The organism is Desulfotomaculum sp. OF05-3 (genome assembly GCF_003435535.1).
GTDB lineage: Bacteria > Bacillota > Clostridia > Lachnospirales > Lachnospiraceae > Pilosibacter > Pilosibacter fragilis.
In genome coordinates this window covers 15,324-27,826 of record NZ_QWGO01000016.1, presented here as the reverse complement: position 1 = coordinate 27,826, position 12,503 = coordinate 15,324, and the positions used below count along the sequence as shown (strand labels likewise).

Sequence of the window (12,503 nt, the reverse complement as noted above, 5' to 3'; positions counted from 1 at the left end):
TAGGAATTTTCTGAACCATCTTGCATTTTCTTCTAAGTTCCATGTCCCAGGCACACTGAACCTTCTTATTTATTCTCTACTAACGGAATAATCATATTTTCCTTCAGCTCTTCCTCCGGAAGGAACGGAGCCAGATCCTCCAGCGGCACGGATACCATAGTTCCGTCCGGCAGCATCTTTGCGGCTGCCTTCGGCTCGAAGCCCTGTTTCATATCTACGAAGATCTCACAGATCACCGGACCGTCCATGGCAAGTGTCTTCTCCACCGCCTCGCCGAGCTCGCTGTTGTGGTGGGCTGCCACATACGGATAACCGTATGCCCACGCAAGCTTCTCCATGCTCGGGAAGCTTAAGTCGTGGCTGTCCACGCCGATTCCCACTAGCGGCTCATGGAAGTGGGTCTTCTGGGTCTGGCGGATGGAGTGGTAACCACCGTTGTTGATCAGGAAGATCTTGATTCCCATATGATGGTGAACGATGGTCTGGAGCTCCTGAAGATTCATCTGGATACTTCCGTCACCTGTCACAAGGATGATGTCCTTTGTATGGTCTGCGACCCAGGCACCGATGGCTGCCGGAAGATCGTAGCCCATGGACGCGATGGCAGAGTTGCTGATGAACCGCTGTCCTTTCTTCATCTCGTAGGCATGTCCGCCTACTACGCACGCGGAGCCATTTCCCACAACGGTGATCTGATCTTCCTCTCCGCGCCTGCTGATCTCCTTGATCGCCGCGTAAACATTTGCAGGCTCGTCATTTCCGGCCTCATAGTGTTTCGGAAGAACGACCGGGTATTTTTCTTTCCATTCCTGACATCGTCTGATCCACCAGTCTACGGCTTCTTTATCCTTTGCTCCGCCGTTCGGATCGAACTCTTCCTCGTCGAGGACGAGCTCCAGCTTCTCGAGAAGGTCCCTGACATCCGCATGGACCGGCATGTCAACATGGACCGTCGGTTTCTTTAACTCCTCGGCGTCGATATCATTGTAGATCACATAGGCCTCTCTCGCCCAGGTCGGGTAGTTATAGCCCACCTGACGGATCGAGAGACGGCTTCCCAACGACAATAAGAGATCGCTGTTCTGTACTGCAAAGTTTCCGGCACGGTCACCCATATGTCCGGCACGTCCCACATAGAGCGGGTCTGTGTCATACATGCAGTCGATGCTGTTCCAGCCAGTGACAACCGGGATTCCAAGCTTCTTTACGACTCTCGCGAATACATCGAACGCCTTTCCGATCCGGATTCCGTTTCCGGCATTGATCACCGGGCGCTTCGCCTCGCGGACCTTCTTTAAGATTTCTCTCGCCTGCTCTACTGTCACAGGATCCGGCAGTTTCACACGTTTTTCGCCCTGTCCGCTCACATCGGACGGGATCATTGCCGGTTTTCCTTCAACTTTATTCATCATGCAGATCGTACATCCGGAACATCCGGTTCCGTGACCGGACCAGCCGGTTCCGCCTGCTTCGTAATCGTCCTTATCAAATCCGAGAAGCGCTTCCGTCTCAATGTAAGCCCCCTGAACATTCAACGGAATATCGAGCCAGCACGGGCCCGGTCTTCCTGTCTGCGCCAGATAAAGCGATTTCTCCAGACAGAAACGGATCCGCATCGGATCCAGCACCATCTCGCTGTACTTTGTCATGCAGTCGATCGCTTTTGTAATCTCGAATTCCTGATCCCCCATCGCACGGATCCCCAGTCCTGTGCTGTGGGCGGTCGTGTCATAGCGGACCTGTCCGGATAAGACGAGCATCGGGATCGAGTCGAGCCATCCGCCGACTACTCCGGTGATCGCGTTTGTTCCGCCAGGACCTGTTGTCACGCAGAGAGCCGCGATCTTGTTATGGATTCTCGCGTAGGCCTCGGCTGCGATGGCACAGGCCTGCTCGTGATGGTTAAAATAGCAATGCAGTCCCGGCTGGTGTCCAAGCCCGTCATCCAGGTGCATCGCGCCTCCACCCGTCACCATAAACGCGTCGGTGATGCCCTCGTCTACCAGCTTCTGGGCAATATAATCAGAAACCTTCATTCTCATAAGTGAAACCTTCTCCTCTCTCAAATCGACAAATTCAACCCTACAACTCTTCTCGTTTTCATTTACCTGGGTGCATGGCTGAATTTGTACCAAATATACCTTTCTAGATTATACCATGCGGACCGCATACCGTCCAGTAGATCATATTTTTGTAAGGTTTTCAGTAACTGTTCAGTAGGTCTGCGCACTTGCTGCGCTGACCGTAAGAAAACCTAGGCTAAAAGGCAAAAATCCCATCGGCGTAGCCGATTTGGAATGGATTTTTGCATGTAACTGTGAAGGTACTGAACAGTTACGGTTTTCGCAGGTCTTCCCCGGCGGCACTCTCCGCCTTAATTTTCCGCATTTTCCATCCCATGAAATGCTTTCCACGGCGTTCCAGATATGCCAGGAACCTACACTGGAATCCGGCCTCCACAGCCTGTTATAATCAGCCCGTAAACGAAAACACCACGACAAAACATTTCAATTTTCATATCAAAAAGGAGAGAAAACGATTATGAAAAAACAGACAAAGATTGCTGCGGTCTTGTCCGCGGCAGCATTTATGATGATGGTCTCCGGCCTGCCGGTCTATGCGGCATCCTACGGCTGGGTGACAGAAGGCGACGCAAAGGTCTACTACGATGAGGACGGGTACCTCACCACCGATGCCTGGAGAAAGCGCGGAGAAGACTGGTTCTATCTCGGTGAAGATGGACAGATCGTAAAAAGCGCAAAGATCGACGAGTACTATGTGGATGACGAAGGAAAGATGGTCACAAACGCATGGGTGGAGTTAAAGAATGAGGAAGATCCGGACTCCCCGGAGACACCGGATACCTTCTGGTACTACTTTGAGAAGGACGGGAAGTCCGCTGTCTCCAAGTGGGTGAAATTCGACTCCAAATGGTACTATTTCGATGAATCCGGCCATATGGCAACAGGAAAGACGGAGATTGACGGGGCGACCTACTACCTCGGAACAGAAAAAGACGGTTTCATGCGGACCGGCTGGATCCGTTTAGAGGAAAACAGCCACGCACCGGGCGCTTCCGAGAGCTGGTACTACTTCAATTCCGACGGCAAGATGGTGACCACCCAGTACGATAAGAAGATCGACGGAAGCTACTACACCTTCATCGACGGAAAGATGCAGACGGGCTGGGTCCTGATGCCGTCCAAGTCTGACGTGACAGACAGCAACGCCGCATCCCCGAAGATCACCGACTACCAGTACTACGGAGCAGCCGGGGACGGAAAGCGCGCCGAAGGTTTCCGCTCCATCGAGGGCATTTCCGGGATCCACGCTGCAGATGAGGTCTACACCTTCTACTTTAAGGCCGGAAAGCCGTATGTTTCCGATAAAAAGGGAAATTCCCTGTTCACCATCAACGCGAAAAAGTATGCGTTCAGTGACCTGGGAATCATGCAGACAGGCAGACAGATCGCGAATGTGGCGAACGATGAGATCGCAAACTTTTACTTCGGTGAGGACGGTATCGTAAAGACCGGAAAACAGGCGATCTACAACGAGGAAACCGGTGAGACCGAGAACTGGTTCTTCCACACCGACGGTGACAAGAAAGGACAGGGCTACCACGGGCTCCGCGACGGCATCCTCTACGTCTACGGAAAAAGACAGGACGCCACCGCCGACCAGAGATATGCACCGGCCGTCTTAAACGGTGTGACCTACCTCGTAGGGACCGCCGGAAACGTGCAGAAAGCATCCGCTTCCTCCACTTCCTCCGAGAAGCCGGCGTTAGGGCGCGGATATAAGGACATCAAAGACGCGAACGGCAAAATCTGGACCGTGGATACGACCGGAATCGTGCAGTAACGCTGACCATCCACACCATAGATAAAGTTTGAGTCCTCTGGGACTCTTACAAAATGCATAATTGCAAAGGTGCCGGACTCTCTCGCTCAGAGTCCGGCACCTTTTATCTCTATACTGTAATTATCCTTTTATCTTCCTGCTTCTTCATCCCAACTGCCGTCCTCTTTTACAAGCCAGCCGTCCGGAGTTCTCTTCCTTGCGCACATAATTCCTCTGGTTCCGTCGGAGACAGGATTCAGATAATACCACCTTCCATCGATGAACTGCCATCTTCCGCTGATCTTCTCCCAGTGATACTCGCCTGCGCTGCCTTTCCTCACTATTTACTTTCCGTAATATACTCTTTCACCAGGCGGTTCAGTGTGCATTTCATCTGTACCACAATGTCCATCAGCCTGTCGTTCTCTTCGCGAAGCCTTTGGTTTTCTTCTTCCAGAGCATTTTTGCAATGTCTCTCCATGCTCATTGTTTTCGTCCCCCTTACGCCTCGTCAGCAGCCGCCCTTTCCTGCGTCCACTTCCTTTTACTTAAATATATAATACATTTTCCGGTAATTGAAAAGTGGTTTTTGAACGCAAGTTTCGACACGGTTCGAAGGACACACGATATGCATGGACAAAGTTCTGCGCCGCAAGACTCCTGCTGCCCACAAACGGCAGACCTCGTGCAACAGCGAAATCAATATAAAAAAGAATGTGCCTTGGCACATTCTCGCGCCTCGCGCGGTCGCTTGCGACAATCTACATCTTCGCGCGAGTGCGCATCTTTGGCACGTTAGTGCCTTTTTATGTAACAGGGAATTCCTCGGAATTTCCTGTTACATAAAAAAGCGGCAGTCCCACCAAAAAAAGCAAGACTGCCGCCAGATTTTCTCTTATATGATATGAAGCTGCTCAAACGCCCAGGCGATCCCGTCGTCTTCGACATCTTTGGTGATGAAAGTTGCGTAGGGCTCAAGCCCCTTCGCATGTTTCTCCATAATAATGCTGTTTCCGGCATACCGGATCATCGCCAGATCGTTCATGCTGTCCCCAAAGGCATAGGAATCTTCCCTCGCGATCCCATATCTCTTTAAGATCACTTCCATCGCCGTCGCCTTATCGTACCCCGTCGGCACGCACTCGTAGAGTCCGTGTCCCCGGTCGATGGCGGTCACGTCCGGTGCCAGGATCTTTAAAAAACCTTCCTCGTCACTGTTCTCGTCCGCAAGAACACAGAACTTATCAAAATCCACCAGCTCCGTATTCCAGTCCGCGCTGGCCAAGCCCTGGTTCTTGTAGACCACATTTTTCACATGCTCGATCTCATCCATGTGGGAGACACCGGTCTGCACCGTACATGCCTTCGGTCCCTCTAAGATTCCGTCAAGTTTACACTCGAGGATCGCCTTTTGGAGCTCCCAACGGCGTTTTGCGGAGATTTTTCTGTGGAGCAGGGCTTTTCCCTCCGCCTCTATGTAGGTTCCACAGCCGCAGAGGTAGCCGTCCACCGGTACTTTCCCCTCAACATCCTTCATCAGACATCTCGTCCTCCCGGAGTTGATGAAAACCAGGTGTCCGGCGCGGCGCGCCTCTGTTAAAGCAAGCGCCGCACTCTTCGGGAGCTCCTTCGACGCATCCACCAGGAGCGTCCCATCGATATCAAAAAATAATGCTTTTCTCTTCATGATCTCCGTATTAGTTTGCTGCGGAACTGCTCTCGCTCTCCTCGGCAGCAGTCTCTTTCTCTTCAAGAATATTCTCAGCCTCTGTTGTCTCGGCTTCTGTCTCCGGTGCCTCTACATATGTGGAGTTATCGATCAGGTAGTAGTAAACAGCGCCCATGTCGAAAATCTGCTTTGCGGAATCCTCGCCGTAGGTCGTGATCATCTGCGCCGCGTTCTTGAAGTAGTTCATAACAGCGAGCTTATCTTTCTGTTCATCTGTCGCAGAAAGGTTCTCCTCTGCCTGGATCGCGTTTAAAATGATCTGCTGTTTTACAAGGTTCTCTGCTGTGTCGCGGAGTCCGTCCTCGTCCGTTCCCAGGAACATGCTGAGGAACTGATCGAACTCAAGTCCATAGCTGCTTGCATAGCTGGAATATGTGTTCTTTAACTGGTTGAACATATCATCAACGGCATCCGGGTCAGCTGTAACCTCGGAGTTGTTGATGACCTCGTTTAAGAGCTCACTTCCTGCCGCGTTGAAGAACTGGCTGTCAGCCTCTGCCTGAAGCTCCGCACGTACTTCCTCTTTTAACTGGTCAAGAGTCACTGTATCGTCGTTGTAGTAACGTTTTGCGAGATCATCGTCCACCTTGCTGTCGGCCTCAGATTTTAACTGGTTTAATTTTACATGGAAGACGACTTCCTGGCCTGCGAGGTCAGCGCTGCTGTAGTTGTCCGGGAATTTTAAGTTTAAGTCTTTCTCATCGCCGACATTCATGCCGATGACGCCGTCCTCAAAGCCGTCGATAAATGTGCCGCTGCCAAGCTTCAGGTCATAGCCCTCTGCGGTTCCGCCTGCAAATGCCTCGCCATCCTTTGTGCCGGAATAGTCGATATTTGCGGTGTCACCTTCCTGGGCCGGGCGTCCCTCGATGGTTACCGGGTACTCCGCGCAGAGTTCTTTTAATCTTGTCTCGATCTTGGCGTCAGTAACTTCCTCTTCCTTTGCGGAGAAGGTCAGGTTCTTGTAATCTCCGAGAGTGACGCTCTCCTCGTCGTGAAGCTCTTCCTCGGATTTTGTCTCTGTCTCAGTTGTCGCGGATACCGTCTCCTCTACAGCCGCGGAGCTGCTCTCAGTATTCTGATTCTTATTTCCGCATCCTGTTGCAATCACTGCAGCTACAGCAACGCAGATACCTGCTTTTATAATTTTTTTCATATTCTTGTTTCCTTCCATTCTGTCTCAATTTCCCCGCGCACCGCCCATTTTCCGGGTCACCCGCGCGTGATATTTATTCTAACATACCGCCACGCGAAAAAAAAGGGTGTTCACAGAATTTTAAGATATTAGTGTCCAAAGGTCTGAAGTCCGCCGCAAGCTTGCTTGCAGGAGGATTTTGGATCTTGGTATCAGAGAGGTCAAAAGACTTTTTGACCTCAACATCATTTTAAGAGAAAATCAAAAAGCATCCTGTAAGGATCATATCATCATGATCCCGCCAGGATGCTTTTTACTATCTCTTATTTGTAGAACGCACAAAACGCCTTATATGTATTGTACACATCAAGCTTCGAAGCCAGCTCAAACGGCGCATGCATGGAAAGGATCGGAACACCGAGATCCACGACATCCACATCCATCATCGCCACAAACTGGGCGATGGTTCCGCCGCCACCCGCGTCAACGGCGCCGAGTTCGCCAGTCTGCCAGTAAACGCCATTCTCTTCCATGATACCGATGACCTTCGCCATGGTCTCCGCGCTGGCATCACTGCTGCCGGATTTTCCTCTCGCGCCTGTGTACTTTGTGAGCACACAGCCTTTGTTTACATAGCTGGAGTTTCTGTTCTCGTAAACGCTTGCGAATGTCGGATCATATGCCGCGTTTACATCGGAGGAGAGGCAGATGGAATGGCGCAGAACGGTCTTTGTGTCCGCCCCAAAGCTCTCCGCAAGATCCTCAACCGCATGGTGGACGTAGTCAGAGTGAAGTCCCGTATTTCCGACGGAGCCGATCTCTTCCTTATCTGTAAGGATCGTGAATGTGGTGTGTTCCGGGTTCTCCGCAGCAATCTCCGCCATCAGCGCTGTATACGCGCACACACGGTCATCCTGTCCATAGGAACCGATGAGGCCGCGGTCCAGTCCGATATCAACGGCCTTGTATGCCGGAACCATCTCGATCTCCGCACGGGTGAAATCCTTCTCCGTGATTCCGTAGCGGTCATTCAATAACTTCATCGCAAGGAGCTTCGCCGGATTCTTGATCTTCTCGTTCTCCTCGTCATGGTACGGGATGGAGCCGATGATGATGTTCAGCTCCTCGCCCTTTAAGCCCTCGCCGAGCTTTCTTCCGTTCTGCTCTGCCGCAAGGTGCGGGAGAAGGTCTGTCACGCAGAACTGCGGATCGCCCTCTTTCTCGCCGATGGAGACCTCAACAGTCTCTCCGTCCGCCTTCATAACAACGCCGTGCATGGATAACGGCACGGTGCCCCACTGATATTTGCGGATTCCGCCGTAGTAGTGCGGCTTTAAGTAGGCGATCTCGTCCTTTTCAAATAATGGGTTCGGCTTTAAGTCCAGGCGCGGGGAATCGATATGGGCGCCGTTCATGCGCAATCCCTCGTTCAGATCCTTTGTGCCGATGGTGGAAGCGATGATCGCTTTCTTTCGGTTTACCCAGTAGATCTTGTCGCCCGGCTTGTAGGACACCTCCGGGTCAAATTCCTTGTATCCGGCGTTCGTTAAGAGCGATACCGCCTTTTTCACACATTCTCTCTCGGTCTTTCCCTCATTTAAAAATGTCTTGTATCCCTCGCAGAAATCCTGCGCCTCCGGAATCTGTTCCGGCGCTTTTTCTCCGATATGCGGAGCTTCCCAGAGAAGTGCTTTTTCCAGATCTTTGCCGTTCATGCTAAAAACCTCCGTATGTGTATTTTATGAATTATAACAACTCACTCACGCTGCCTGGTCCGAATCAGTCTGTTTTATGGAAACCATTTTCGACCTGGACACATGTTCCAATTCCTGCATGCAGCTGTCGTGTCTTATCTCTTACTTTGTAAGCAGATCTTTACTGTCGAGCATCAGTGTAAATGGACCATCATTTAGCAGGTCCACCTTCATATCTGCCCCGAACTCCCCATGTGCCACCTTCTCCACATGCATCCTGCACCGCTCCATAAAATATTCATAGAGGCGGTTCGCATGATCCGGCGCTCCAGCGTCAGTAAAGCTTGGGCGATTGCCCTTTCTGCAGTCCGCGTACAGCGTAAACTGGCTCACAACAAGGATCTCGCCGTCCACATCCTGGAGCGAGCGGTTCGTCTTTCCGTTCTCATCCTCAAAAATGCGGAGCTTGCAGATCTTGTCCGCCATCTTGTCCGCAATGCTCTCGTCATCCGTGTCGGAGACGCCGAGAAGGATCAGGAATCCCTGTCCGATGGATCCCGTCTCCTGTCCGTCCACATGGACCGACGCGTGTTTTACTCTCTGTAATACGACTCTCATGTTTCCTCCGGCGCTCTGCCTGCACTCCATTTTCCGTACCGGCAGATCCGCCCACAAATTTTATATTTTCGCTGCTGGAATTCCCTGTCTTAACAAGAGCGGAAACGGCCTACGTTGGACCGTTTCCTGCAAGTTCTTCCTGTCTTTTTTCTGCCTTTTCCCGCTCGCGGCGCTTTTCTTCCTCAACACGCCGCTCTTCCTCCTCGACCGCCATGATCGCCTGGTTTAAGGAGAACATCTTCATGTCCAGCATATCCACCATATCGGCACAGGACTTCAACTCCCGCTCCAGATAATCCGGCGCTTTTCCCTCAAATTTATAAGCGATCTTGTGCTCTAGGGATGCCCAGAAGTCCATGGCGATAGTCCGGATCTGGATCTCGACCTTCGTGTCCCGCTTTCCTTCCGACAGATAGACCGGGATCGTCACTACCATATGGTAGCTCTTATATCCGTTCGTCTTCGGATATTTAATGTAGTCCTTAACATGCAGGACCGTGATATCCGCCTGTCTTGCGATCATATCCGCAATCGGATAAATATCGGACATAAAGGAACAGATGATCCTGATTCCCGCGATATCATTTAAGTGCTCCACCATGTTTTCAATCGTGACTTCACATCCATCGTTCTTCAGCTTTTTCACGATGCTCTCCGGTGTCTTCAACCGGGAAGTGATATGTTCGATCGGATTGTAATTGTATAACTGGATAAATTCATTGTTTAAGATCTCGATCTTCGTGTTGATGGATTTTAACGCGGAGCTGTATAAAAACATTGTTGATTTCCACTGATCGATCTGATCAAAGCCTCCAGACTCTTTCGTCATGCTGACGCCCCCTTTCTTTGCAGCCGGGAACGTTCCGTCCATGCGACCATGTCTTCACGCGTTCTCTGCTACAGCTTCAGACCCTTTAAGAGATCCGCAAGACCTGTGCTTGCCTGACCTTCTTCCTTATATCCGTAGGTGTCCTCAGCTTCTCTCTCCTCTTCCTCCTCGATCAGCTCCTTCATAGACAGACTGATCTTGTTGTTTGCGGTGGAGATAATTTTTACACGTACTTCCTGTCCCTCTTTCAGAACAGCGCCCGGATGTTTGATCCTCTTTGTGCTGATCTGGGAGATATGAAGGAGACCGGTAAGTCCGTTCTCAAGCTCTACAAATGCGCCGTAGTCCTTTAAGGTCTCGACGGTACCCTTCATGACAGCGCCGACTTCGCATTTTGCTATTTTTTTGTTTGTCTCTTCCTGTTTCTTCTCTCTCGCTGCCTCGCGGCCGGATAATACGAGGCGGTGTGTCTCCTCGTCGGCGGTGATAACGGTTACCTCGATGGTCTTTCCGTCGAATTCCTTTAAGTCTTCCACATACTCGTCGCTCAGACGGGAAGCCGGAATAAATCCGCGGATCCCTTCCAGGTACGCAACAGCGCCGGCGTTTACGATCTCAGCGATCTTTACCGGGACAACAGTGCGCTCTTCCATCATATTTTTCAGCTTATCCCACGCGAGGACCTGATTTGCTTCCTTCTTTGAGAGGACCATATTTCCCTCGCCGTCGTTTGTCGCCATCACGGTGGCTGTGATCTCGTCGCCCGGATGGATCATCTCTGCCATATTGAAATCAGGATCTTCGCTCAGGTCGTCCTTGCGGATCACGCCGTCCGCGTAAGCCTTCAAGTCCACGATCACCGCGTCATCTGTCACATCGATCACGGTACCTGTCACAACATCGCCAACTCTAATTTTTTTAAGGGAGGCTTCCAGCTCCTCTTTGTAATCGTCCATGGATTCCATATGTCATCTCTCCTTTTCTCACCATCTGCCCTTACGCCGTTGGACGGCGTAATTATGAATAGTAATTCCTTTCTCTATTTAACCATATTCTGTGAATATTTGCCATAGTTTTCACAAAAAAATCATGCTAAAATGTGCATAGTAATTACTGTACACGGGTAGGAGTTTTCTGAGCTGAAAATTCCGTACAATACAGTGGTGGTAGTGGATTTTGCCGATCTGGAATGCGAAGCATCGGCAAAATCAGTTACTGTTTGCGCAAAGCGTGAGCAGTAACGCATAGTATATATTTTGGAGGCACTCACCATGAAAGATTATGCTGACCTGCATACCCATACCATCGCCAGCGGACATGCCTATGGAACCATCACGGAGATGGTCCATGCCGCCGCTTTAAAGGACCTGCCGATCCTCGGCATCACCGAGCACGCCCCGTCCATGCCTGGAAGCTGTGGGGAGATGCAGTTTTGTAACTTCAATGTGATCCCGCCGGTCTTGGAGGGCGTCCGCCTTTTATTCGGCTGTGAGTTAAATATCGTAGATTATAAAGGAACCATCGACCTGTCGGAAAAGATGTTAAAGCGGTTATCCTACACCGTTGCCAGTCTCCATGACCTCTGCTTAAAGCCGGGAACAAGGGAAGAAAACACCTTCGCTGTCGTCACAGCATTAAAAAATCCATATGTCACGATCCTCGGACACCCGGATGACGGAAAATTCCCGCTGGACTACGAGGCGGTAGTGAAGACCGCAAAGGAGCACCACCGGATGATCGAGCTCAACAACACATCCCTGACCCCGGGCGGATCCCGCATCCACGCATACGAAAATGACCGGATCATTCTTCCGCTCTGTGCGAAATACAAGGTTCCGGTTATCATGAACAGCGATGCCCACTTTACGACGGCTGTCGGGGAACATGGACGGGCGGAGGCCCTCTTAAAGGAGTTAAACTTTCCGGAGGAACTGATCGCAAACTATCATCCGGAGATCCTGAAGGAATATATTCCGGATTTAGCTGACTTCCAGGGTTGAATCATCTGATAAAAGGGGGCTTGCCTTTACTGCTGGCAGCATATTTCAGCTGTCTGACAGCACAAAAAACGGCTGCGAAGTTTTATTTCACTTCACAGCCGTTTCCTCTTTCGTAAAAATCATTCCAGAATTACTTCAGCAGTTTGTCGACCTTCGCCCACAGTGCCTGCAGTTCCTTCTGATCGCTCAGACGGTCTTTCTGGATCCGGATAATATTCTCCAGCGCCGCATTCGCGCCGTCCGCATTTAACTTCTCGTCACAGGTCTTCTTCGCCTTTGTGTACGGGTCCATGCTCTCCTGATCCTCTTCCTGCTCTGCCTGGAGCTTCCGGATCTTCTCCACAAGCTTTACCGCCTCGTCCGACGGGTTCTTTACATCCTGCCAGTTTAAAAGGTGGGTGTTGTTCTCCGCGTTGATCGTATCCAGTGCAATACTGTTCTTTAACATCGTTTTCCAGTTGTCCGAGATCGCCGTCTCATACGTCTGCTTCGCAGTCTTATTATCCGCAAAAGCTGTCAACGGCATTCCCGCAAGACATACCAGAAGACCGAATAAAAATAAAATCCTCTTCATCTTCGTGTCCTCCTCATTGCAAGCTGATAATCAATCTCTTGACACTTTCGTGCTCCCGAGATACTAAAACATCTGAAACCC

General features: G+C 50.9%; 12 protein-coding genes. 2 read left to right on the top strand and 10 right to left on the bottom strand.

Annotated features, from left to right (window positions below; all coding sequences use genetic code 11):
* Nucleotides 1-65: 65 nt before the first annotated feature.
* Nucleotides 66-2,042, bottom strand: a complete 1,977-nt coding sequence (locus DXA87_RS09935) for a thiamine pyrophosphate-binding protein (protein ID WP_117483775.1) — start codon at nt 2,040-2,042, stop codon at nt 66-68.
* Between the two features lie 499 nt (nt 2,043-2,541).
* On the opposite strand from DXA87_RS09935, the gene DXA87_RS09930 reads away from it, so the two are divergent.
* Nucleotides 2,542-3,864, top strand: coding sequence for a cell wall-binding protein (locus DXA87_RS09930; RefSeq protein WP_117504179.1), 1,323 nt, complete (start codon nt 2,542-2,544; stop codon nt 3,862-3,864).
* A gap of 128 nt (nt 3,865-3,992) precedes the next feature.
* Here DXA87_RS09930 and DXA87_RS09925 read toward each other — a convergent pair whose 3' ends face one another.
* The 8 genes from DXA87_RS09925 to DXA87_RS09895 all read right to left on the bottom strand — a co-directional run bounded on the left by DXA87_RS09925 (nt 3,993) and on the right by DXA87_RS09895 (nt 10,813).
* Nucleotides 3,993-4,184: a hypothetical protein gene (locus DXA87_RS09925; RefSeq protein ID WP_117469206.1), complete on the bottom strand. Its 192-nt coding sequence runs from the start codon at nt 4,182-4,184 to the stop codon at nt 3,993-3,995.
* Nucleotides 4,184-4,330, bottom strand: a complete 147-nt coding sequence (locus tag DXA87_RS17970) for a hypothetical protein (RefSeq protein WP_015553355.1) — start codon at nt 4,328-4,330, stop codon at nt 4,184-4,186. The genes DXA87_RS09925 and DXA87_RS17970 overlap by 1 nt, the downstream gene beginning before the upstream one ends.
* 408 nt (nt 4,331-4,738) lie before the next feature.
* A complete protein-coding gene (locus DXA87_RS09920; RefSeq protein WP_015553354.1) occupies nt 4,739-5,530 on the bottom strand; it encodes an HAD family hydrolase in 792 nt (263 codons plus the stop codon).
* A gap of 10 nt (nt 5,531-5,540) precedes the next feature.
* Nucleotides 5,541-6,728, bottom strand: coding sequence for a trigger factor (tig, locus tag DXA87_RS09915; RefSeq protein WP_158553067.1), 1,188 nt, complete (start codon nt 6,726-6,728; stop codon nt 5,541-5,543).
* Nucleotides 6,729-7,030: 302 nt separating this feature from the next.
* Nucleotides 7,031-8,422, bottom strand: coding sequence for an aminopeptidase (locus tag DXA87_RS09910; RefSeq protein WP_117504175.1), 1,392 nt, complete (start codon nt 8,420-8,422; stop codon nt 7,031-7,033).
* A 141-nt stretch (nt 8,423-8,563) separates the two neighbouring features.
* Nucleotides 8,564-9,019, bottom strand: a complete 456-nt coding sequence (gene dtd, locus DXA87_RS09905; protein WP_015553351.1) for a D-aminoacyl-tRNA deacylase — start codon at nt 9,017-9,019, stop codon at nt 8,564-8,566.
* 109 nt (nt 9,020-9,128) lie between these two features.
* Nucleotides 9,129-9,848 carry a GTP pyrophosphokinase family protein gene (locus DXA87_RS09900; RefSeq protein WP_117483783.1) on the bottom strand — a complete coding sequence of 240 codons (720 nt, stop codon included), beginning with the start codon at nt 9,846-9,848 and terminating at the stop codon, nt 9,129-9,131.
* 68 nt (nt 9,849-9,916) lie between these two features.
* Entirely contained in the window at nt 9,917-10,813 is an 897-nt protein-coding gene (locus DXA87_RS09895; protein ID WP_015553349.1) for a S1 RNA-binding domain-containing protein, read from the bottom strand.
* Nucleotides 10,814-11,119: 306 nt separating this feature from the next.
* On the opposite strand from DXA87_RS09895, the gene DXA87_RS09890 reads away from it, so the two are divergent.
* Complete coding sequence (locus DXA87_RS09890) at nt 11,120-11,848, top strand: phosphatase (protein WP_117504173.1); 729 nt, start codon at nt 11,120-11,122, stop codon at nt 11,846-11,848.
* A 130-nt stretch (nt 11,849-11,978) separates the two neighbouring features.
* Here DXA87_RS09890 and DXA87_RS09885 read toward each other — a convergent pair whose 3' ends face one another.
* Nucleotides 11,979-12,422: a hypothetical protein gene (locus DXA87_RS09885; RefSeq protein WP_015553347.1), complete on the bottom strand. Its 444-nt coding sequence runs from the start codon at nt 12,420-12,422 to the stop codon at nt 11,979-11,981.
* Nucleotides 12,423-12,503 lie beyond the last annotated feature (81 nt).

What these genes read in the sequence shown, in the direction of transcription:
- DXA87_RS09920 (WP_015553354.1), bottom strand. Translation starts at nt 5,530, where the DNA reads ATGAAGAGAAAAGCATTATTTTTTGATATCGATGGGACGCTCCTGGTG.
- DXA87_RS09900 (WP_117483783.1), bottom strand. Translation starts at nt 9,848, where the DNA reads ATGACGAAAGAGTCTGGAGGCTTTGATCAGATCGATCAGTGGAAATCA.
- DXA87_RS09930 (WP_117504179.1), top strand. Translation starts at nt 2,542, where the DNA reads ATGAAAAAACAGACAAAGATTGCTGCGGTCTTGTCCGCGGCAGCATTT.
- DXA87_RS09935 (WP_117483775.1), bottom strand. Translation starts at nt 2,042, where the DNA reads ATGAGAATGAAGGTTTCTGATTATATTGCCCAGAAGCTGGTAGACGAG.
- DXA87_RS09885 (WP_015553347.1), bottom strand. Translation starts at nt 12,422, where the DNA reads ATGAAGAGGATTTTATTTTTATTCGGTCTTCTGGTATGTCTTGCGGGA.
- dtd (WP_015553351.1), bottom strand. Translation starts at nt 9,019, where the DNA reads ATGAGAGTCGTATTACAGAGAGTAAAACACGCGTCGGTCCATGTGGAC.
- DXA87_RS09895 (WP_015553349.1), bottom strand. Translation starts at nt 10,813, where the DNA reads ATGGAATCCATGGACGATTACAAAGAGGAGCTGGAAGCCTCCCTTAAA.
- DXA87_RS09910 (WP_117504175.1), bottom strand. Translation starts at nt 8,422, where the DNA reads ATGAACGGCAAAGATCTGGAAAAAGCACTTCTCTGGGAAGCTCCGCAT.
- DXA87_RS09890 (WP_117504173.1), top strand. Translation starts at nt 11,120, where the DNA reads ATGAAAGATTATGCTGACCTGCATACCCATACCATCGCCAGCGGACAT.
- DXA87_RS17970 (WP_015553355.1), bottom strand. Translation starts at nt 4,330, where the DNA reads ATGAGCATGGAGAGACATTGCAAAAATGCTCTGGAAGAAGAAAACCAA.
- tig (WP_158553067.1), bottom strand. Translation starts at nt 6,728, where the DNA reads ATGAAAAAAATTATAAAAGCAGGTATCTGCGTTGCTGTAGCTGCAGTG.